Source organism: Coralloluteibacterium stylophorae, from assembly GCF_018122625.2.
Classification (GTDB): domain Bacteria; phylum Pseudomonadota; class Gammaproteobacteria; order Xanthomonadales; family Xanthomonadaceae; genus Coralloluteibacterium; species Coralloluteibacterium stylophorae.
This window is the reverse complement of sequence record NZ_JAGQFT020000003.1, coordinates 351,810-371,939: the sequence shown is the minus strand read 5'-3', so window position 1 is coordinate 371,939 and position 20,130 is coordinate 351,810. Positions and strand designations below refer to the sequence as shown.

Below are 20,130 nucleotides of genomic sequence, written 5' to 3'. Positions count from 1 at the left end.
GTGGATCCCGGATGGGTGATGCGGAAAAGGGTCAGCGGGTACTGGCGGCGATGAAGCCGAGCAGGGTGGTGGCGCCCTCGGCGACGACGACGTCGTCGTAGCCGGCGTCCGGCGCGCGCGAGGGCGGCGCCGTGCACAGCCCGGCGCCACGGGCGAAGGCGCGGTTGGGGCCGTCGAAGCCGGCGGGCGCGTCGGTACTGGCGTCGCGGTCGTCCACCGGGGCCACCAGCACGAACGCCGGGTTGGCGACCGCCGGGCCGCCGCAGGCGGTCGCGCCGGCGGTGCCGTCGTCGGCGCCGAAGTAGGGATGGCCGACGCCCGCCGCCGCGGTGCCGGCCTCGCCCAGCGCGGCGCGGAGGCCGCCGAGGCGTCCGGCGCCGGGGCCGTCGAAGGCGGTCGGCGTCGGCGCGACGAGGTCGGAGCTGCCGTCGCGGCGCACGCCGTAGCGCAGCCGCGCGGCCGGTTCGGGCAACGGCAGGTCCAGGGCGAGGTAGGGCAGCCAGCCGACCTGGACGTCGTCCGGACAGGCGCCGCCGCCGCCTTCGAGACCCGCATCGCCGGCGGCGCTGGTGTCGGGGCAGGGCAGGCGCAGCTCGCGCAGGGCGAAGGTGCGCAGGGCCTCGCGCGCGACCTCGGCATCGGCGAGCGCCCGCGCGCGGCGCGCCTGCTCGCCCGCGCCGGAGAAGGCCTGGCTCATGGCCACCGCGACCACCCCCATCACCGTCAGGCAGACGGCGAGCTCGAGGCTGCTGAAGCCGCGGGCGCGTCGCCGGATCATGCCGCCGGCTCCGCCGCGGCCGCGCGCAGCGCCGCCGCGGCGCGGGTGGCCTCCTGCAGCTCGCGCTGCAGGGCGCGCATGCGCGCGAGGCGCTCGCGGATCGCGCGGGTCCGCTCCGGGCTCGCCGGGGCCAGCGTCAGCGGCCGGAGCTCCCGCGCGAGGCGCTGCATCTCCTCGGCGAGGTCGAGGTTGCGGCGCAGCGCCTGCACGTCGATGCGCGGGTCCAGGTCCTCGCTGGCCTCGAGCCGTGCCAGCGCCTCGCGCGCCAGGCCCAGGCCGTCGGCGCCGTCCACGGCGCCCGGATCGGGCGGCAGCGGTGCGTCCGTATCCGCGGCGGCATCGTCCTGCTCCCACGGCAGCGGGTCGGCGGACGCGCCGGTGGCGGCCGCCGCAGCCGGCGGCTGCGCGGGCGGCGACGCCTGCGCGGCGGCGCGCGGCGCGGGCGGCGTCGGTGCCAGGGCGCGTTGCGCGACCAGCACCCCCAGCGCGCCGAGCAGCATCGCTGCGGCCGCCACCGCGATGACGCTGCGCAGGCCCATCGCTCAGCCCTCGTCCGCCGGAAAGGCCGGCTGCACGTGCAGGTCGCGGCGGCCGCTGGCGTCCTCGATGCGGACGCTGTCGAGGCCGATGGCGACCACGCGCGCGCCGCCGGGCAGGCGGCTGCCGACGGTGACGTCGTTGCCGTCGACCACGGCGTGGCGGCCGCTGCCGGCGGCCACGATCAGTTCGAGGCGGTGGACGAAGTCGCCCTGCGGCGCCGCGGGGTCGAGCGGCTGGCCGTCGGCATCCGTGCGCCGCTCCGGCGCGAGCGCGATCACCGGGCCGGAGCCGGCGTCGGCGCCGAGGCTGCGCATCCCGCCCAGCGCCGCCTGGGCCCGGGCGTTGCGCGCGGTGGCGTTGCGCAGCTCGGCCATCGCCGAGGTCTCGTCGGCCGACTCGTTCAGGCGCAGCACCGCGGGCTTGGCCACGACCATCGTCCCGGTCCAGGCCACGACGGCCAGCCATACGGCCACGGCGATGGCGGCAGCGAACTTGGGTTTCATCAGGCGCTCCCGTCGGCGCGGGCCTGCGGCGCGCGCTTGAGCAGGTAGGAGAAGAAGCCGCCGTTGGCGCGGGCGGCGACGCCGCTGCTGCCGGGATCCACGGCGACCGGATCGAAGCCGGCAGCGCGCAGGCGCTCGACGAAACGCGCGACCTGCATGCCGCCGTCCTGGGCATCGACGGTGCCGTCGACGCGCACGGTATGGACGTCGACGGCATCCGCCGGGCGCGGCTGGTTGCGGGCCCCGGGCGCCGTCGGCGCTTCCACGCGCACGCGGAGGATGCGCACGCCGTCGCCCGCCGCCTCGCGGATGGTGTCGAGGCTGGCGATCGGATCGACGCCCGCCTCGAGCGCGGCGGCGCGCTCGACGAAGCCCAGGGTCGCGCCGAATTCGTCCGGCAGCTGCTGTGCGGGCCGCAGCGCGGCGATGCCGGCGTCGATCGTGTCGATCTCCTGCCGCATCGCATCCGCGCGCGCCAGCGCCTCGTTGGCGGCCAGGGTCCAGCGCCCGCCGAGGGTGGCGAGTGCGAAGGCGAACAGCAGCGACGCCGCGCTCGCCCACGGCAGCACACGCTCGGCGATCCAGGCCGCGCGGCTGGCCGGCGGATTGACCGCGATCAGCGGCGAGGCGGCCTTCTCGATCCAGGCGATGCCGCTGCGGCAGGCGCGGCCCTCGGCGTCGTGGACCAGGCGGGTCGGGCACAGCTCGACCTTCAGCCCGCTGCGTTCGGAGAACAGTTCGCGCAGCGCCTCGTCCGGCCATGGCATCTCGCCGCTGGGGCGGGTGGAGAGCACCGGGCACCACTGCATCGTCAGCGCCTCGAGCGCGTCGTCGCCCTGCGCGAGGTCCTGGGCGAAGCCGTCGGCCAGCGCGCCGACGGTCATCGCCAGGTCGTCGGGGTCGTTGCTGTAGGCCAGCGCGGAGCGGTAGACGATGTCGTGCTTGAGCGCCGCGATCGCGATCACCTGGCGGCCGGACTGCAGCACCACGCCGCTGCCGGTCCGCAGCGCGCCCCACAGCAGCGAGGTGGCCGGGATCAGCAGGCAGTGGTCGGGCTGGGCCTCGGCCCAGGCGAAGGTCTGCTGCCAGCGTTCCAGCGGGACCGCGGTGAACAGCGCCTGGTAGCCGGCGCCCACGGTGCGGGTCTTGTGCAGCAGGATCTTGCTTTCGGAATCGATCAGGCCGTCGGCGCGCAGGCGCTTCTGGATCAGCGCGACCGCATGCGCGGCGCTGCCCTCGAAGGCGCTGACCGCGCTGACCGCGCCCTCGAAGTCGGCGACCACCACCGCGGCGCGGTCGAGCTTGGGACGGTTGAACTCGCGGCGCACGCGATCGCCGTCGAAGACCAGCCAGCTGGTCTCCTGCTGGATGATGTGGAGGAGGCTCACGGCAGCTCCGGGATCGAGGGCGACGCGGCACGCGCGTCCTGGGTGCGGAACAGGAGCGTCCCGCGCAGGGTCAGGTGCACCGGCACCGGCCGCGCATCCGCGGCGGGCGGATCGAACAGGCCCTCCTCCGGCTTGGTCACCGCCAGTTCGAAGGCCTCGGCGCCGAAGATGCGGGCGTCGGTGCGGGCGATGCTGGCGAGCAGGTCGGCGGCGTCGGCGCGCATGAGCTGGCTCTGGCGGACGTTGATCAGGCGCTCGCCCCAGGCCCGGGGCGCGAGCCCCAGGGCCTCGGCCTCGGCGGTCAGCGCCCGCGCCGAGCGGGCGTAGTCGACGCGCAGCCGCGCCTCCTGCTCGCGCACCCGCGCCTCGGCCAGCGCCTGGCGGGCGTTGCCGGCCGTGGCGTAGGCCTGGGCGAGGCCGGCACGGGCGCTGGTGAACCAGCCCGCGGCCACCACCAGGGCGGCCAGGGCGATGCCGAACGCCAGCAGCGCGGTGCGGCGCGACTGCCAGAGACGGGCGAGGGGGAGGACGCGGGCCATGGCGATGCCCTTACTGGTTCATCTTGTAGTGGGCGACCAGGGTCATCACCTGCTCGGTGTCGGTGTTGCCGCCGTCGGTGAGCGCCTCGCCGGTGCTGCCGGCGTTGATGTCCTGGGTGTTGTTGCCCAGCCACTCCACGCCCGGGCTGGTGGCGTCGCCGGTGGTCCGCGAGTTGAGGCCTTCCTGGCGGAAGGCGCCGTTCTGCGCGTCCGGCTTGCCGTCGACCATCTGGTCAAGCGCGCGGGCGAGGTCCGGGGTCAGGCCGGAGATCACCATGACGTTGCCCGAGCCCGACACCGTGCCCGGCGGGTTCCACTGGAAGCAGACCTGGATTTCCTGCGGGTTGCCGTTGGTGTCGAGGTAGACGTAACGGTCCTCGAAGCCGTCGCCGCGGCCCGGCGGCATGGTGATGCCGGCGCGGCGCATCATGTCGCGCAGGTCGAACTGCTCACCGCCCTGCATGTCGCGGAGCATGTTGCGGGCCTTCTGGCCGCGGCAGATCGCGCTCGGCGCGCTGGCGCCGCTCATGTCGCCGCCGGACAGGACGTTGCCGTCGCCGTCGTAGTTGGCGCCGTTGACCATCAGGCGCGGCGCGCTCTGGTCGTCGCCCACCGGCGCGCCCAGGCGCTGGTTGTAGGTGTTGTAGGCGACCACCCACTGGTCCATGAACTTCTGCTTGATGCGGGTGTATTCCGCGTTGCGCTGCACGTCGCGGCCGATCATCACCGCGCCCAGGATGACGCCGATGATCACCAGCACCACCGCCATTTCCACCAGGGTGAAACCGCCCTGGCCCCGCTTCCTAAGAACTCGCATGGTCGTCCCCGCTGTCGTTGATGTATCCGCCCGCAGGTCGGCGGGCAGGAGTCGGCGCGGACGGTAGGGGGCGACCGTAAGAGGACCGTAAGAGCGCGTGAAGACGGCCGCGGCGCGGGAGCGGCGCCGGGGGACGGGTGCGCGGCGGCGGCGCCCGCTACACTGTGCGGCTCCATGATCGCCTTCCGAAACTTCGCGCTGCGCCGCGGCGAGCGCCTGCTCCTGTCCGATGTCGACCTGGCCCTGCACGCGGGCTACCGGGTCGGCGTGGTCGGCCGCAACGGCACCGGCAAGTCCAGCCTGTTCGCCGCCCTGAAGGGCGAACTCGAGCCCGACCGCGGCAGCGTCGACCTGCCGGGACGGGTGCGCATGGCCAGCGTGGCGCAGGAGACGCCGTCGCTGCCGGACCCGGCGCTCGACTTCGTCATCTCCGGCGATGCCGAGGTGCACGCAGCCATCGTCGCCGAGCAGCGCGCGACCGCGGCCGAGGACTGGGACGCGGTCGCCGCCGCGCACCAGCGCCTGGCCGAACTCAACGGCTACGACGCCGGCGCCCGCGCCGGGCGGCTGCTGCACGGCCTCGGTTTCAAGCCGGAGACCCACGGCAAGCCGGTGTCGGACTTCTCCGGCGGCTGGCGCGTGCGGCTCAACCTCGCGCGCGCGCTGATGACGCCGTCGGACCTGCTGCTGCTCGACGAGCCGACCAACCACCTCGACCTCGATGCGGTGCTCTGGCTCGAGCAGTGGCTGCTGCGCTACCCCGGCACGCTGCTGCTGATCTCGCACGACCGCGAGTTCCTCGACGGCGTCGCCACCCACACCCTGCACCTGCACGGCGGCGGAGCGAAGCTCTACGTCGGCGGCTACACCGCCTTCGAGCGCCAGCGCGCCGAGCAGCTCCGCCAGCAGCAGATCGCGCACGAGAAGGAGCAGGCCGAGCGCGCCCACCTGCAGAGCTTCATCGACCGCTTCAAGGCCAAGGCCAGCAAGGCCAAGCAGGCGCAGAGCCGGATGAAGCGGCTGGAGAAGCTGGCCGGCACCGAGGCGGTGCGCGCCGAGCGCGAGATCCGCATCGGCTTCCCCGAACCGGCGAGGATGCCGACCACCCTCATCGGCCTGCGCGACGTGGTCGCCGGCTACGCGGGCGCGCAGCCCGACGGCGGCGACGCGCGGATCCTGGAGGCGGTCGGCTTCGGCCTCGAGTCCGGCGACCGGGTGGCCCTGCTCGGGCCCAACGGCGCCGGCAAGTCGACCCTGGTCAAGACCCTGGTCGGCGAGCTGCCGCCGCTGTCGGGCGAGCGCTCAGCGCACCCGGACCTGGTGATCGGCTACTTCGCCCAGCACACGGTGGAATCGCTGCACGAGGGGCAGTCGCCGATCGACCACCTGCGCGAGATCGCCCCGGACGCCGCGACGCAGGGTTTCCGTGACTTCCTCGGCCGCTGGAACTTCGCCGGCGACCGCGCCTTCGAGCCCATCGACGGTTTCTCCGGCGGCGAACGCGCGCGCCTGGCGCTGGCCCTGATCGCCTGGCGCCAGCCCAACGTGCTGCTGCTCGACGAGCCGACCAACCACCTCGACCTGGAGATGCGCGAGGCGCTCGCCGATGCGCTCGGCGACTTCCCCGGCGCCATCGTGATGGTGTCGCACGACCGCCACCTGATCGGCCTGACCTGCGACACCTTCTGGCGGGTGGCCGACGGCGAGGTGGCGCCCTTCGACGGCGACCTCGACGAGTACGCGGCGTGGCTGCGCTCGCGCGGCAGCGAGCCGAAGGAGAAGAAGCCGGAACCCGCGAAACCCGCACCGGCACCCACGCCCGCCCCCAGGGCCGCGGCCCGGCCGGCGAGCGACGGCGACCGGCGCCGTTTCAGGCGGGTGGAGGAACTCCTCGCGCGGCTGGACGGCGAGGCCGGCGAGATCGAGGGACGGCTCGCCGATCCCGCGCTGTACGCGGGCGACGGCAGCGCCGCCGCCGACCTCGCCCGCCGCCAGGCGGAACTGGCGCGCGAGCGCGAGACGCTCGAGGCCGAGTGGATGCAGCTCTACGAGCGCATCGGCGCCTGAGCGCCGGGTTCAGCGCGCCGGTGCGGTCTCCTCGTGCCGCGCGCTGTCCTCGTCCGGCGTGATCAGGCCCAGCGCCTCGTGCGAGGTGCGCAGCATCGGCTGGAAGTGCGGTTCGCTGGCGCGGGTGCGGGCGAAGGCGCGGTAGCGGTAGAGCGCGTACAGCGCGATCGCGCCCAGGGTCGCGGCGAACCACATGAACAGGCTCGACGGCCCGATGGCGGTCATCAGCCCGCCGGCGACCAGCGGGCCGACGATGGAGCCGGCGCCGTTGAGCAGCAGCACGCTGCTGCTGGCGCCGAGGATCTCCTCCGGCGGCAGGTGGTCGAGCAGGTGCGCGACCACGATCGGGTAGATCGAGAACGACATCCCGCCGAACAGGAAGGCGACCACGTAGGCCGCGCCGGGAATGGCCGCGGTCAGCGGTGCGACGAAGGCCACCGCACAGGCCGCCGCGCACACCAGGGCCAGGGCCAGGCGGCGGTCGCGGCGGTCGGACAGGCGCCCGAGCGGCAGCTGCAGGGCGGCGCCGCCGAGGATGGCCATGCTCATGTAGGTGGCGATCTGGCCGGTGCTCATGCCGACCTGGGTGCCCCACACCGGGCTCAGGCCCCAGAACGCGCCCATGCACAGGCCCGACAGCAGGGCGCCGGCTCCGGCGCTGGGCGCGGCCGCGAACAGCCGGCGCAGGGCCAGGCGCGGTACCGGCTGCAGGACCGGCTGCGCCATCCGCGTGGCCAGCACCGGCAGGGTCGAGGCACAGACCAGCAGCGCGGCGAGCACCATCGGCACGTAGGGCAGGTCGGCGCCCACCCGGACCAGCTGCTGCGACACCGCCAGCGCCCCGAGGTTGACCATCATGTACAGGGCGAACACGGTGCTGCGCTGGTGCTCGGGCGCCTGCGCGGTGAGCCAGCTCTCGATCACCGAGTACAGGCCGACCAGGGCCATGCCGACCAGCAGGCGCAGGACCAGCCACGCCAGCGCGCTCTCCACCAGCACGTGCAGGAGCACGCCGCAGGCGCAGCTCGCGGCGTAGAAGCCGAACGCGCGGATGTGGCCGATCCGGCGCACCAGCGCCGGCGACAGGAAGGTGCCGGCGAGGAAGCCGACGAAGTAGGCCGAGGTCAGCCCGCCCAGCAGGGTCGGCGAGTAGCCGATCTCGGCGCCGCGCAGCTGCAGCTGGATGCCGAGGACGCCGGTCCCGCACAGCAGGAAGGCGACGCCGAGGAGCAGGGAGGTGATCGGACGCAGGGTCTGGATCATCGGGGCGCGTCGATGGCGGACGAGGCCTTGGGATGCTAGCAGCCGGATGTCGCCGCGCCGTGTCCGCACGGAGGAAGATGATGTTGAAAAGGTGCGGAAGGCCCCCACAATGCGCGCCACGCGGCGCGCGTCGCCGTCCTGCAAGAGTCGCCCGAACGATGCCGATCTACGCCTTCCGCTGCTCCAGCTGCGGCCACAGCTTCGACCGCCTGCAGAAGCTGTCCGACCCCGATCCCGAGACCTGCCCCGCCTGCGGCGCCGCCAGCGTCGGCCGCCAGGTCACCGCGCCGTCCTTCCGCCTCGCCGGCTCCGGCTGGTACGAGACGGACTTCAAGAAGGACGGCGACACCCGCCGCAATCTGGCCGGGGACGGCAAGGGCGGGGCCGCGGGTGGCGAGGCCAAGCCCGCCGCGGAGGCCAAGCCCGCCGAAGCGGCGAAGCCGGCGAAGGACGCGCCCGCACCGGCACCCGCGGCGGGCAAGCCCGCCGCATCCTGAGCCCCTGCGCGCGGCGGCGGTCAGCCGTTGGCCGCGCTCCGCCCGGCGTTCTCGTCGACCGCGTCGCCGTCCTCGTTGCGCGGGACCTGCGACAGGTCGTCGCGGCGCACCGCGTCAAGGAACTCCCGGCCCCAGCGCGCGATGTCGTGGTGGCGGACGATGTCGACCAGGCCGCGGATGCGGTTGCGGCGCTCCTCGCGCGGCATGCGGATGGCCTGCAGGCAGCCGGCGACGAGGTCGGCGGTGTCGTGCGGGTTGGTCAGGACTGCGCCCTTCAGCTCGGCGGCGGCGCCGGCGAACTCCGACAGCACCAGCACGCCGTCGCCGCGGGTCAGGCCCTGGGTCGCGACGTACTCCTTGCACACCAGGTTGAGGCCGTCGCGCAGCGGCGTGATCCACATCACGTCGGCCTCGGCGTAGTAGGCCACGACCTCCTCGAACGGGAAGGCGCGGAAGAAGAACTGCACCGGCGTCCAGCCGACCCGCGAGAAACGCCCGTTGATGCGCCCGACCGCCTGCTCGATCTGGTGCTGCAGCTCGTCGTAGACGGTCATCTCGCGCGCGGCCGGCACGCAGATGGTCAGCAGCGACACCTTCCCGTGCAGCTCCGGCTCGTTGGCCAGCATGTGCTCGAAGGCCTGCAGCTTCTCCAGCGTGCCCTTGGTGTAGTCCAGGCGCTCGACCGAGAGGATCAGCTTGCGCTCGCCGAACGCGGCCTCGAGCTCGGCGCGGCGCTTGCGCACCACGTCGCTGCGCAGCGCGTTGCGTACGCGATCGAGGTCGAGGCCGACCGGATGCGCGCCCAGGCGCACGACGCGGCCGTGGGTGCGCAGCGCCGTGGTCATGCGCTCGATGCCGACCGCGCAGCCGTAGGTGAGATAGCGCGGCGCGCACGGCTCGCGCTCGAGCACGGTCACCGGCTGCACCCCGCGCACCACGTCGACGAAGTTCTCGACCTGGCGCGGGATGTGGAAGCCGACGTAGTCGCACTGCAGCAGGCTGCCGAGGATCTCGCGCCGCCACGGCACCACGTTGAAGATGTCGGCCGAGGGGAAGTAGGTGTGGTGGAAGAATGCGATCCTCACGTCCGGCCGCAGTTCGCGCAGGTAGGCCGGCACCAGCCACAGGTTGTAGTCGTGGATCCACACCGTCGCGCCCGGCGCGGCCTCGGCCGCGGTGCGCTCGGCGAAGGCGCGGTTGACGCGCTGGAACACCTTCCAGTGATCCTCGCGGAAGCGCGCGCGCTCCCAGAAGGTGTGCAGCAGCGGCCAGAACGCCTCCTTGGAGAAGCGCTTGTAGAAGATGTCGACCTCGGTCTTGGTCAGCACCACGCGCGAGGCGGTGAGGCCCGGGTAGCGCTCCGGCTCGACCGGCACGTTGGGCTCGAAGTCCTCGCTCTTGCCGTGCTGGGTCCAGGCCACCCACGACCCCTTCTGTCCCTGCGCGAAGAAGCTCAGCAGGGTCGGGATGATGCCGTTGGGCGAGGCGTGGTTGCGGCGCCGGACCTCGCCGTCCTGGATGTACTCCTCGTAGGGCAGGCGGTGGTAGACGATGACCAGCTCCGAGCTGCCGGCGTTGGCGGCGGCGCCGCGGGCGCGCTCGGGGGCGTCGTGCAGGCCGAACTGGGCCAGCGCCTCGAGGATGCCGCCGCAGCCGGCCTCGTCGGCGTGGTGGACGTGGTCGAGCGACTCGGTCGCGGTCAGCAGGCCGATCTCCGATTCGCCGACGCACACGCCGCGGAAGCCGTGCTGGTACATCGACAGGTCGTTGAGGGTGTCGCCGGCGACGACCACCAGGTCCTTGGGCACGCCCAGGTGCTCGGCCAGCGCGACCAGGCTGGCGCCCTTGCTGACCCCGCGCGGCAGCACGTCGAGATAGCGCTCGCCGGAATAGAGCATGTCCAGGCCGAGCTCCTCGACGCGGCGGCGCAGCTCGTCGCTGATCGCGCCCGGTTCGCAGAAGTAGGCGACGCGGCGGTCCTGCGGCTGGTCCTGGCGCTCCAGCCCCGGCCAGTCGCCCAGCGCCTCGATCACGGTGCGCTCGCCCGGCCAGCGCGCCTCGATCCCGGCCTGCAGCGGGTGCACCGGATGCAGGGTGCGACCGTCGACGACGGTGCCGCCGACGTCGCAGACGATGTAGTCCGGGCGCGGCAGCGACGGATCGCTCAGCAGCGGCATGACCGCCTCCAGCCCGCGGCCGGTGACGTAGACCAGGCGCAGGTCGTCGCGCCCGGCCAGCAGCTGGTACAGCTCGTGGCGGCGCTCGGGCGAGCCGGCGAGGAAGGTGCCGTCGAGATCGGTGGCCAGCAGCCAGGGGCGTGGCCGGGCGACCTCGGGACGGGCGACGGAGGGTTGCGTGTCGGACTGGGTCAAGACGGGTCCCCTTCTTGTTCGATACGGCGTGGCGATGGACCTTCCCCGGGCGCGACGGCGTGCAGCGGGGGAGGCGGGCGGCGGCGGCCGCGGAGGCGCGACCGGCACGGGGCGCGCGATCGTCGGGAGGATCGCAGGGCGACCGAAAAGGCAGCGTGGCGACGCGCGTGACGCGCTCCGGCCGCCGTTGCTGCAGCGCGCAATCCTATCACGCGCCCGCCGTCAACCCCAGCCGCGGCCTGCACCGCAGTGCGCCGTGGCGCTGTTTACCGCCCCGGCGGGCGCGGCCTACCATTGCCGGCTCGCTTCTCCTCCGGCCTTCCACCCCATGCGCACCCACTTCTGCGGCCTCGTCGACGAGAGCCTGATCGGCCAGACCGTCACCCTCTGCGGCTGGGCCGACGTCGCCCGCAACCTCGGCGGGGTCTGCTTCATCGACCTGCGCGACCACGAGGGCGTGGTGCAGGTGGTGGCCGAGCCCGACGACCGGCCGGTGTTCGATGCCGCCGCCGACGTCGGCTACGAGGACTGCCTGCGGATCACCGGCACCGTGCGCGCCCGCCACAGCGTCAACGCCAGGATCCGCACCGGGCGGGTCGAGATCGTGGCGTCGCGCATCGAGGTGCTGAACAAGGCCGAGACGCTGCCGTTCTACCTGCACGAGACCCCGGGCGAGGAGGCGCGCCTGACCTGGCGCTACCTCGACCTCCGCCGCCCCGAGATGCAGCGCATGATGCGCACCCGCATCCGCCTGGTGCAGGCGCTGCGCCGCTGGCTGGACGCGCGCGGCTTCCAGGACATCGAGACGCCGATCCTGACCAAGGCCACGCCCGAGGGCGCGCGCGACTTCCTGGTACCGGCGCGCATGCATCCGGGCGAGTTCTACGCGCTGCCGCAGTCGCCGCAGCTGTTCAAGCAGATCCTCATGGTCGCCGGCTTCGACCGCTACTACCAGATCGCGCGCTGCTTCCGCGACGAGGCCCTGCGCGCCGACCGCCAGCTCGAGTTCACCCAGCTCGACATGGAGTTCGCCTGGGTGTCCGAGCGCGACGTGCAGGACGCGACCGAGGAGATGATCCGCACGGTGTTCCGCGAGGTGGTCGAGGTCGAGCTCGATGCCGCCTTCCCGCGCATGACCTACGCCGAGGCGATGCGCCGCTACGGTTCGGACAAGCCGGACCTGCGCATCGACCTGGAGCTGGTCGACGTCGCGCCCCTGGTCGCGCACTGCGAGTTCAAGGTCTTCACCGACTGGGCCGCGAATCCCGACGGCCGCGTCGCCGCGCTGCGCGTGCCCGAGGGCGCGGCGCTGTCGCGCAAGCAGATCGACGAGCTCGGCGCGCATGCGGCGAAGTTCGGGGCCAAGGGCCTGGCCTGGATAAAAGTCGAGGACGCGGCCCGGGGCCGCGACGGCGTCAGCTCGCCGATCGCCAAGTTCCTCGACGACGCCACCCTCGCCGCGGTGCTCGGCGCGACCGGTGCGCAGTCCGGCGACCTGCTGCTGTTCGGCGCCGGTGCCTGGAAGGTGGTCTGCGACTTCATGGGCGCAGTACGGCTCAAGGTCGGCCGCGACCTGGGCCGCGTCGCCGCCGGCTGGAAGCCGCTGTGGGTCACCGACTTCCCGATGTTCGAATGGGACGAGGAGGAGGGCCGCTACGTCGCGCTCCACCATCCCTTCACCGCGCCGGCCGTGGACGACGAGGCCGACCTGCGCGCCAACGCGAAGACGGCCGTCTCGCGCGGCTACGACATGGTGCTCAACGGCAACGAGATCGGCGGCGGCTCGATCCGCATCCATCGCTCCTCGATGCAGTCGGCGGTGTTCGAGCTGCTGGGCATCGGCGCGGAGGAGGCGAAGGCCAAGTTCGGGTTCCTGCTCGACGCGCTGCGCTTCGGTGCGCCGCCGCACGGCGGCATCGCCTTCGGCATCGACCGCATCGCCGCGCTGATGGCGGGCACCGAGTCGATCCGCGACGTGATCGCCTTCCCCAAGACCACCACCGCGCAGGACCTGATGACCGACGCGCCGTCGCCGATCCCGGACGCGCAGCTGGCCGAGGTCCACGTGCAGGTGCGCGCCAGGGACTGAGGCGGCCGCGGCCGTTGCGCCGCAACATGACACTTCGATGACGGCGCACTAGCGTGCCGCGTCCGCGCACGGCCTCCGGCCGCGCGCGCCGCACCCATCGTCGTCGTCGTCGTCCGCAGCCATCGCGGGCGCGCAAGGAGTCATGCGCATGCTTCGTCCCCGTTCCCTCTCCGCCGCGATCGCCGCGGCGGTCCTGGCCGCACCCGGCCTCCACGCCCAGGAGTTCGACGCGGTGGTCAGCTTCGGCGACAGCCTCAGCGACGTCGGCAACATCGCCGCCGTGCAGGGCCTGCCGCCGGGCAGCAGCTTCACCACCAATCCCGACCCGGTGCACGCCGAGCTCCTCGCGGAGGCCTTCGGCCTCAGCCAGGCGCCGTCGCTGGCCGGCGGCAGCAACTACGCCTGGGGCGGGGCCTGCGTGACCGCGCTGTGCCTGAACCAGGTGCCGAGCGTGCCGGGCCAGATCGACGCCTACCTCGCCGCCAACGGCGGCCAGGCGCAGGCGGGCGCGCTGCACACGGTGTGGGGCGGCGCCAACGACGTGTTCGCCACCCTGGCGCTGGATCCGGCGAATGCGGTCGCCAACACCCAGGCAGCCGCCGCCGCGCTCGGTGGCCAGGTCCTGCGCCTGCAGCAGGCCGGCGCCGAGATGATCGTGGTCTACAACCTGCCCGACCTCGGCGCCACGCCGCAGTTCGCCGCGCTCAACGGCGACGGCGCGATCACCCAGGTGGCGACGTTCTACAACGCCAGCCTCGACGGCGTCCTGGCGCAGGCGGGCGAGGGTATCGTGCCGATCGACACCTTCGGCCTGATCCGCGAGCTGGCCGCCGACCCGGCGCGCTACGGCCTCAGCAACGTCACCGACGCCGCGTGCGCGCCGGCCAACGCCGTGGCCTGCGGTCCGGAGGGCTCCGGCTACCCCGCCACCTATCCCGAGGGTGCCGGCGACACCTACCTGTTCGCCGACGGCGTGCACCCGAGCGGCGCCGCGCACCGCATGCTGGCGAACGTGGTGCTGGCCACGCTCGCCGCCCCGCAGCAGGTCGCACTGGCCGGCGAGGCGCCGCTGCGGGTCTACGACGACCACAGTCGCGTGCTCGCGACGCGCTTCACCGGCGCCATGGGCGGCCTGCGCGCGCCGGGCACGGTGGAAAGCTTCGCCAGCGTCGCCGGAGGGCGCTGGGACCTGGATGCCGGGGTGGGCAATCCGGAACTCGACGGCCGCAGCACCACCCTGACCGTCGGTGCGCAGATGCAGGCCGGCGAGGCCGTCGCCGTCGGCGTCGCGGCGAGCCTGGCGCGGGTCGATGCCGACTTCGCGCACGGGGCGAGCAACGAATCCCGCGAGGCCCTGCTGTCGCTGTACGGCGTGTGGAACCGCGGCGGCCTGTGGGCGGCCGGCGCCCTGAGCGGCGGCAAGGCCGACCACGAGATCGAGCGCGCCATCGTCATGGGCCCGTCGATCCGCCACGACAGCGGCGACACCCAGGGCGCGCACCGGGCCTTCGAGGCCAGCGCCGGCTACCTGTTCGACGTCGGCGCCGCCCTGCGCACCGGCCCGTTCGTGAGCCTGACCTGGCAGCAGGTCGATGTCGACGGCTACCGCGAGGACGGCACCAGCGCCACCGCGCTGGTGTTCGACGGCTACGAGCGCGAGTCCAGCGTCGGCCGCCTGGGCTGGGAACTCACCGGCGCCGCGCGTGCCGGGTTGCAGGGCTTCCGGCCCTATGCCCGCGTCGCCTATGCCCGCGAGAACGAGGACGACGCGGCGCGCGTGGTGGCCGGCTCCAAGAGCATGAACGGCCGCTTCGGCCGCGACGGCTACCGGCCCGCCGAGGACTGGTGGAGCGCGGATGTCGGCTTCAGCTGGGGCTGGTCCGGGACCGCGAGCCTGTTCGCCGGCTACAGCGGGCGCTTCGGCGACGACAACGAGGACCGCGACGGCCTCAACCTCGGCGTGAACCTCGCGTTCTGAGGCGGCGCATGCGCGGCGGCGGTCGCTAGACTGCCCCGATGCCCGCGCCTTCCCGCGTCATCCTGGTCCACGGGCTGTGGACCTGGCCGCTGTCCATGGAGCCCCTGGCGCGACGCCTGCGCGCCGGGGGCTTCGTCGTCGGGCACTTCGGCTACCGGACCGTGCGCGAGGACGGTGCCGGCGCGGTGGCGCGCCTGGTCGAACGGATCGACCGCGACGGCCCGGTCGCCCTGGTCGGCCATTCCATGGGCGGCCTGCTGGCCCTGCGCGCGGCAGCCGAGCGCTGCGCGACGGTCCCGCGCATCGTCTGCCTGGCCTCGCCGCTGCACGGCAGCCCGACCGCGGCGGCGCTGGCCCGGCTGCCGGGCGGCGTGCGCCTGCTGGGGCATGCGGCGGAGAACCTGGCGCGCACGGCCGCCGCGCCCGGGCGCTGCGAGGTGGGCATGGTCGCCGGCTGCAGCGGACGCGGCCTGGGCCGCGTCCTGCGCCGCTTCGACGGAGTCCACGACGGCACCGTGGCGCTGGAGGAGACGCGCGCGGAGTGGCTTGCCGACCACTGCGTGGTCGCCGCCTCGCACTCGGGAATCCTGTTCTCCCGCGAGGCCGCCGCGTGCTGCGCGGCGTTCCTGCGGCACGGGCGCTTCGGCAGCGCCTGAGCCGACGCGGAACCGGCGCCACGTGCGCGGCCAGGCGCGCACCGTAGAATCGAGGGTTCCGTTTCGGCTTCGGGGACAGGCGATGAAGGACGAGGCGACCGCCCTGCTGCACGCCTGGCGGGGTGGCGACGAGGCCTCGCGCGACCAGCTCGTGGAGATGGTCTACGACACCCTGCGCGGCATCGCCGCCGCCCAGTTGCGCGGCCGCGGCGGCGAGGACCCGCTGCGCCCGACCGTGCTGGTGCACGAGGCACTGCTGCGCATGCTCGGGCGCGAGGTCGCCTTCGCCGACCGCGCGCACTTCTGCGCCGTGGCCGCGCTGAAGATGCGCGCGGTGCTGATCGACCACGCGCGCGCGCTGGCCGCGGCCAAGCGCGACGGTGGCGAGGCGCTGACCCTGACCAGCGTCGCCGGCGACGGCGGTGCCGAGGCGGCGGTCGACGTGCTGGCCCTGCACCAGGCGCTCGAGCGCCTGGCCGAGGAGGAGCCGCGCGCCGCCCGCGCGATCGAGATGAGCTACTTCGGCGGCATGGAGCGCGCCGAGATCGCCGAGGTGCTGCAGGTCTCGGTGCCGACCGTCGACCGCGACCTGCGCTTCGGCCGCGCCTGGCTCAACCGCGCGCTGCGCTGAGGCCGACCCGGCGCGCCGGGGCCGCTATAATCCGCGCCCCTGCGACGGCGGCCGTCGCCGCCGCACCGCGAACACACGAGCACAGGATCGACATGGCCGGTCATTCCAAGTGGGCCAACATCCAGCACCGCAAGGGCGCGCAGGACGCCAAGCGGGGCAAGGTCTTCACCAAGATCATCCGCGAGATCGCGGTGGCCGCGCGCTCCGGCGGCGGCGACCCGGCGGCGAACCCGCGCCTGCGCCTGGCGGTGGACAAGGCGCTCGGCGCCAACATGGCCAAGGACAACATCGAGCGCGCGATCAAGAAGGCGACCGGGGAGCTGGAAGGGGTCGACTACGAGGAGATCCGCTTCGAGGGCTACGCCCCCGGCGGCGTGGCGGTGATCGTCGACACCCTCACCGACAACCGCAACCGCACCGTGGCCGACGTGCGCCATGCCTTCAACAAGTTCGGCGGCAACCTCGGCACCGACGGCTCGGTGGCCTTCATGTTCCGCAAGCTCGGGGTGATCGCCTTCGCGCCCGGCGCCGACGAGGACCGCATCACCGAGATCGCGATCGAGGCCGGCGCCGAGGACATCCGCAGCTACGACGACGGCGCCATCGACGTGCTCGCCGCGCCGGAGGACTACGAGGCGGTGCGCCGCGCGGTGCTGGACGCGGGGCTCGAACCGGCCGAGGCCGAGGTGACCTTCCGCGCCGACAACGACACCGCGGTCGACGGCGAGACCGGGCAGCAGGTGGTCAAGCTGCTGGACTGGCTCGAGGACATGGACGACGTGCAGAACGTCTACCACAACGGCGAACTCGGCGAGGACGCCTACGCCTGAGCGGCCGCGCCGGGACCGCCGGCGCCGCCGCTCGTGCACACTGCGGTTCCGCGCCGGGCGCGGGACACGGGGGCCGATCCACGCAATGGCAGCCATCGCCACCAGCTCCAGCCGCCCCGCGGGCAGCGTGCGCGTGCTCGGGATCGACCCCGGCTCGGTCCGCACCGGCGTGGGCATCGTCGACGCCGACGCGCTCGGGCGGCCGCTGCACGTCTTCCACTGCGCGCTCGCGGTCGGCGGCGAGGACGACTTCCCCGCGCGGCTGCGCGCGATCTTCGACGGCGTCAATGCGCTGATCGACGCGCATGCCCCGGACGAGGTGGCGATCGAGCGGGTGTTCGTCTCCCGCAATCCCGATTCCGCGCTGAAGCTCGGCCAGGCGCGCGGCGCGGCGATCGTCGCCGCGGCCAGCCGCGGCCTCAAGGTGCACGAGTACGCGCCGATGCAGATCAAGAACGCCGTGGTCGGCCGCGGCGCGGCGGAGAAGGCGCAGGTGCAGCACATGGTCGGCGTGCTCCTCGGCGTCGACGGACGGCTGCAGGCCGACGCCGCCGACGCCCTGGCCGTGGCCATCACCCACGCGCACTCGCGCCTCCTCGCCGAGCGCACCGGCGTCCTCGCCTCGGCGCTGCTGCGCCGGCGCGGCCGCCGCTGACCCATCGCCTTCGCTTGTGGATACACGATGATCGGACGACTCAAGGGCATCCTCGCGCACAAGCAGCCGCCGTGGCTGGTGGTCGACGTGCACGGCGTGGGCTACGAGCTCGAGGCGCCGATGAGCACCATCTACGACCTGCCCGAGGTCGGCCGCGAGGTGGTCCTGTTCACCCACTACGCGCAGAAGGAGGACTCGGTCTCGCTGTACGGCTTCCTGCGCGAGGGCGAGCGCCGGCTGTTCCGCGACGTGCAGAAGGTCACCGGCATCGGCGCCAAGATCGCGCTGGCGATCCTGTCCGGCGTGAGCGTGGAGGAGTTCGCCAGGCTGCTGCAGGCCGGCGACGTCGCCGCGCTGACCCGCATCCCCGGCATCGGCAAGAAGACCGCCGAGCGCATGGTGGTCGAGCTGCGCGAGCGCGCCGCCGACCTGGGGCAGGGCGCGCCGTCGGCGGTACGCGCGAATACGCCTGTCGATGCGAAAAGTGAAGCGGTTGTTGCCCTGCAGCAACTCGGGTACAAGCCCGCCGAAGCGCAGCGGATGGCCGACAAGGTCGCCGAGGACGGGGACTCCGCCGAGGCCGTGATCCGCAAGGCGCTCAAGTCCGCCCTGAAGGTCTGATCCGATGTCACATCAACCCCAGGCGCAAACGCCGGCCGAGCTGCGCACGCTCGTGCTCGGCGCGATCGGCGTGGTCTTCGGCGATATCGGCACGAGCCCGCTGTATGCGCTGAAGGACGCGTTCTCGCCGCACTACGGCCTGACCCCCGACCACCCGACGGTGCTGGGCATCCTGTCGATGATCTTCTGGTCGCTGATCCTGGTGGTCAGCGTGAAGTACCTGATGATCATCATGCGCGCCGACAACAAGGGCGAGGGCGGGATCATGGCGCTGATGGCGCTCGCCCAGCGCGCGCTCAAGCCGGGCTCGCGGCAGCGCTACCTGGTCGGCCTGCTCGGCGTGTTCGGCGCGGCGCTGTTCTTCGGCGACAGCGTCTTGACCCCGGCGGTGTCGGTGCTGTCGGCGATCGAGGGCCTGGAGGTCGCGGCGCCCACGCTGCACAACCTGATCGTGCCGCTGGCGATCGTGGTGCTGCTGGGCCTGTTCATGTTCCAGAAACACGGCACCGAGCGCGTCGGCAGGGTCTTCGGCCCGGTGACCGCGCTGTGGTTCCTGTGCCTGGCCATCATCGGCATCTGGCACATCGCGCGCACGCCGGAGGTGCTGGCGGCGCTGAATCCCTACTGGGCCTACTACTTCTTCGCCCACCACGAGGCCTCGGGCTTCCTGATCCTGGGCGCGGTGGTGCTGGTGGTGACCGGCGGCGAAGCGCTGTACGCCGACATGGGCCACTTCGGGCGGCGGCCGATCCGGCTGGCGTGGTTCGGCTTCGTGCTGCCGGCGCTGGTGCTGAACTACTTCGGCCAGGGCGCGCTGGTGTTCTCCAACCCGGCGGCGGTGCAGAACCCGTTCTACCACGCGGTCCCGGGCTGGGCGCTCTACCCGATGATCGGGCTGGCCACCGCCGCGACGGTGGTCGCCTCGCAGGCGGTGATCTCCGGCGCCTTCTCCGTCTCGCGCCAGGCGATGCAGCTGGGCTACATCCCGCGCCTGGTGGTGCGCCATACCTCCGAGAGCGAGGAGGGGCAGATCTACGTGCCGGCCATCAACCGCATGCTGCTGGTGCTGGTGATCGCCCTGGTCCTGGCCTTCCGCTCGTCCGAGGGGCTCACCGCCGCCTACGGCGTGTCGGTGACCGGGACCATGCTCATCGACGTGCTGCTGCTGATGGTGGTCGCCTACAACGTGTGGACGAAGGCGCGGCGCTGGGTGCTGCCGGTCGCGGTGGTCCTGCTGCTGGTCGACCTGGCCTTCTTCGCCTCCAACGCCACCAAGTTCTTCGACGGCGCCTGGGTGCCGGTGATGATCAGCGTCGCCGCCTTCATCGCCATGCGCAGCTGGCGCCGCGGCAAGCTGCTGGTCAGCGAGAACCTCAACGCCCAGCAGATCAACCGCGAGGTGTTCCTGCAGGCGCTGGCCATCGCGCCGCCGCACCGGGTCGACGGCACCGCGGTCTTCCTCAGCGCCGGCTCGCCGGGCGTGCCGGCGGCGCTGATGCACAACCTCAAGCACAACAAGGTCCTGCACGAGCGCAACATCCTGCTGACGGTGAAGACGCTGGACGAGCCCTACGCCGAGCCGGGCGAGCGCGCAGAACTGCGCGAGCTGAGCTGCGGCTTCAAGGAGGTGACCCTGCGCTACGGCTTCGCCGAGGAACCCGACGTGCCGCGGGCGCTGGCGCGCGGGGCGGTGCCGGGACTGGCCTTCGACCTCATGGAGACCACCTTCTTCTCCAGCCGCGAGACGGTGGTCGCCGCGCCGCAGGTCGGCATGGCGCTGTGGCGCGACAAGCTGTTCGCCTTCATGGCCCGCAACGCGAGCCCGGCGACGGACTTCTTCCGCATCCCCGGCAACCGCCTGGTCGAGCTCGGCACCCAGGTCACCATCTGATCGCCGCGCCCGCGC

At 73.2% G+C, this 20,130-nt stretch carries 18 protein-coding genes; 10 read left to right on the top strand and 8 right to left on the bottom strand.

Annotated elements, in window-relative coordinates; all coding sequences use genetic code 11:
• Positions 1–31: 31 nt before the first annotated feature.
• From KB893_RS06570 to KB893_RS06545, 6 genes are read right to left on the bottom strand one after another with little or no spacing between them, the layout of a single operon-like run.
• Positions 32–778: a type II secretion system protein gene (locus tag KB893_RS06570; protein WP_211926508.1), complete on the bottom strand. Its 747-nt coding sequence runs from the start codon at positions 776–778 to the stop codon at positions 32–34.
• A complete protein-coding gene (locus KB893_RS06565; RefSeq protein WP_211926509.1) occupies positions 775–1,317 on the bottom strand; it encodes a hypothetical protein in 543 nt (180 codons plus the stop codon). Before KB893_RS06565 ends, KB893_RS06570 begins: the two co-directional genes overlap by 4 nt.
• Before the next feature lie 3 nt (positions 1,318–1,320).
• Positions 1,321–1,821, bottom strand: coding sequence for a hypothetical protein (locus KB893_RS06560; RefSeq protein WP_211926510.1), 501 nt, complete (start codon positions 1,819–1,821; stop codon positions 1,321–1,323).
• Positions 1,821–3,209: a hypothetical protein gene (locus tag KB893_RS06555; protein ID WP_211926511.1), complete on the bottom strand. Its 1,389-nt coding sequence runs from the start codon at positions 3,207–3,209 to the stop codon at positions 1,821–1,823. The genes KB893_RS06560 and KB893_RS06555 overlap by 1 nt, the downstream gene beginning before the upstream one ends.
• Positions 3,206–3,748, bottom strand: a complete 543-nt coding sequence (locus KB893_RS06550) for a hypothetical protein (RefSeq protein ID WP_211926512.1) — start codon at positions 3,746–3,748, stop codon at positions 3,206–3,208. The genes KB893_RS06555 and KB893_RS06550 overlap by 4 nt, the downstream gene beginning before the upstream one ends.
• Before the next feature lie 10 nt (positions 3,749–3,758).
• On the bottom strand, positions 3,759–4,565 hold the full coding sequence (locus KB893_RS06545; RefSeq protein WP_211926513.1) for a type II secretion system protein: 807 nt from the start codon (positions 4,563–4,565) through the stop codon (positions 3,759–3,761).
• A gap of 174 nt (positions 4,566–4,739) precedes the next feature.
• Between KB893_RS06545 and KB893_RS06540 the strand changes: the two genes are divergently transcribed.
• Positions 4,740–6,632: an ABC-F family ATP-binding cassette domain-containing protein gene (locus KB893_RS06540; protein WP_211926514.1), complete on the top strand. Its 1,893-nt coding sequence runs from the start codon at positions 4,740–4,742 to the stop codon at positions 6,630–6,632.
• 9 nt (positions 6,633–6,641) lie between these two features.
• Here KB893_RS06540 and KB893_RS06535 read toward each other — a convergent pair whose 3' ends face one another.
• On the bottom strand, positions 6,642–7,895 hold the full coding sequence (locus KB893_RS06535) for an MFS transporter (RefSeq protein ID WP_211926515.1): 1,254 nt from the start codon (positions 7,893–7,895) through the stop codon (positions 6,642–6,644).
• Positions 7,896–8,053: 158 nt separating this feature from the next.
• Between KB893_RS06535 and KB893_RS06530 the strand changes: the two genes are divergently transcribed.
• A complete protein-coding gene (locus KB893_RS06530) occupies positions 8,054–8,392 on the top strand; it encodes an FmdB family zinc ribbon protein (RefSeq protein WP_211926516.1) in 339 nt (112 codons plus the stop codon).
• Positions 8,393–8,412: 20 nt separating this feature from the next.
• On the opposite strand, the gene ggpS is transcribed toward KB893_RS06530, so the two are convergent.
• The gene (gene ggpS, locus KB893_RS06525) at positions 8,413–10,764 is read right to left on the bottom strand and encodes a glucosylglycerol-phosphate synthase (protein ID WP_246505444.1); all 2,352 of its coding nucleotides are present in this window, start codon (positions 10,762–10,764) and stop codon (positions 8,413–8,415) included.
• A 328-nt stretch (positions 10,765–11,092) separates the two neighbouring features.
• On the opposite strand from ggpS, the gene aspS reads away from it, so the two are divergent.
• The 8 genes from aspS (at position 11,093) to KB893_RS06485 (ending at position 20,115) form a co-directional block, all read left to right on the top strand.
• Complete coding sequence (aspS, locus tag KB893_RS06520; RefSeq protein ID WP_211927270.1) at positions 11,093–12,853, top strand: aspartate--tRNA ligase; 1,761 nt, start codon at positions 11,093–11,095, stop codon at positions 12,851–12,853.
• A 148-nt stretch (positions 12,854–13,001) separates the two neighbouring features.
• Positions 13,002–14,831, top strand: a complete 1,830-nt coding sequence (locus KB893_RS06515) for an autotransporter domain-containing protein (RefSeq protein ID WP_211927269.1) — start codon at positions 13,002–13,004, stop codon at positions 14,829–14,831.
• Between the two features lie 38 nt (positions 14,832–14,869).
• Entirely contained in the window at positions 14,870–15,487 is a 618-nt protein-coding gene (locus tag KB893_RS06510; RefSeq protein WP_211927268.1) for an esterase/lipase family protein, read from the top strand.
• Positions 15,488–15,569: 82 nt separating this feature from the next.
• Positions 15,570–16,118 (top strand): ECF-type sigma factor, encoded by a 549-nt coding sequence (locus KB893_RS06505; protein ID WP_213173563.1) that lies wholly within the window; start codon positions 15,570–15,572, stop codon positions 16,116–16,118.
• Between the two features lie 92 nt (positions 16,119–16,210).
• Positions 16,211–16,948: a YebC/PmpR family DNA-binding transcriptional regulator gene (locus KB893_RS06500; RefSeq protein WP_213173562.1), complete on the top strand. Its 738-nt coding sequence runs from the start codon at positions 16,211–16,213 to the stop codon at positions 16,946–16,948.
• A gap of 85 nt (positions 16,949–17,033) precedes the next feature.
• On the top strand, positions 17,034–17,603 hold the full coding sequence (gene ruvC, locus KB893_RS06495; protein ID WP_211927265.1) for a crossover junction endodeoxyribonuclease RuvC: 570 nt from the start codon (positions 17,034–17,036) through the stop codon (positions 17,601–17,603).
• Between the two features lie 27 nt (positions 17,604–17,630).
• Positions 17,631–18,224: a Holliday junction branch migration protein RuvA gene (gene ruvA, locus KB893_RS06490; RefSeq protein ID WP_211927264.1), complete on the top strand. Its 594-nt coding sequence runs from the start codon at positions 17,631–17,633 to the stop codon at positions 18,222–18,224.
• A 4-nt stretch (positions 18,225–18,228) separates the two neighbouring features.
• Positions 18,229–20,115 carry a potassium transporter Kup gene (locus KB893_RS06485; RefSeq protein ID WP_211927263.1) on the top strand — a complete coding sequence of 629 codons (1,887 nt, stop codon included), beginning with the start codon at positions 18,229–18,231 and terminating at the stop codon, positions 20,113–20,115.
• The last annotated feature ends 15 nt before the right edge of the window (positions 20,116–20,130 follow it).

Excerpts from the sequence above, each read along its gene's own strand:
- KB893_RS06570 (WP_211926508.1), bottom strand. The coding sequence starts at position 778 with ATGATCCGGCGACGCGCCCGCGGCTTCAGCAGCCTCGAGCTCGCCGTC.
- KB893_RS06565 (WP_211926509.1), bottom strand. The coding sequence starts at position 1,317 with ATGGGCCTGCGCAGCGTCATCGCGGTGGCGGCCGCAGCGATGCTGCTC.
- KB893_RS06560 (WP_211926510.1), bottom strand. The coding sequence starts at position 1,821 with ATGAAACCCAAGTTCGCTGCCGCCATCGCCGTGGCCGTATGGCTGGCC.
- KB893_RS06550 (WP_211926512.1), bottom strand. The coding sequence starts at position 3,748 with ATGGCCCGCGTCCTCCCCCTCGCCCGTCTCTGGCAGTCGCGCCGCACC.
- KB893_RS06545 (WP_211926513.1), bottom strand. The coding sequence starts at position 4,565 with ATGCGAGTTCTTAGGAAGCGGGGCCAGGGCGGTTTCACCCTGGTGGAA.
- KB893_RS06540 (WP_211926514.1), top strand. The coding sequence starts at position 4,740 with ATGATCGCCTTCCGAAACTTCGCGCTGCGCCGCGGCGAGCGCCTGCTC.
- KB893_RS06535 (WP_211926515.1), bottom strand. The coding sequence starts at position 7,895 with ATGATCCAGACCCTGCGTCCGATCACCTCCCTGCTCCTCGGCGTCGCC.
- KB893_RS06530 (WP_211926516.1), top strand. The coding sequence starts at position 8,054 with ATGCCGATCTACGCCTTCCGCTGCTCCAGCTGCGGCCACAGCTTCGAC.
- aspS (WP_211927270.1), top strand. The coding sequence starts at position 11,093 with ATGCGCACCCACTTCTGCGGCCTCGTCGACGAGAGCCTGATCGGCCAG.
- KB893_RS06515 (WP_211927269.1), top strand. The coding sequence starts at position 13,002 with ATGCTTCGTCCCCGTTCCCTCTCCGCCGCGATCGCCGCGGCGGTCCTG.
- KB893_RS06510 (WP_211927268.1), top strand. The coding sequence starts at position 14,870 with ATGCCCGCGCCTTCCCGCGTCATCCTGGTCCACGGGCTGTGGACCTGG.
- KB893_RS06505 (WP_213173563.1), top strand. The coding sequence starts at position 15,570 with ATGAAGGACGAGGCGACCGCCCTGCTGCACGCCTGGCGGGGTGGCGAC.
- KB893_RS06500 (WP_213173562.1), top strand. The coding sequence starts at position 16,211 with ATGGCCGGTCATTCCAAGTGGGCCAACATCCAGCACCGCAAGGGCGCG.
- ruvC (WP_211927265.1), top strand. The coding sequence starts at position 17,034 with ATGGCAGCCATCGCCACCAGCTCCAGCCGCCCCGCGGGCAGCGTGCGC.
- ruvA (WP_211927264.1), top strand. The coding sequence starts at position 17,631 with ATGATCGGACGACTCAAGGGCATCCTCGCGCACAAGCAGCCGCCGTGG.
- KB893_RS06485 (WP_211927263.1), top strand. The coding sequence starts at position 18,229 with ATGTCACATCAACCCCAGGCGCAAACGCCGGCCGAGCTGCGCACGCTC.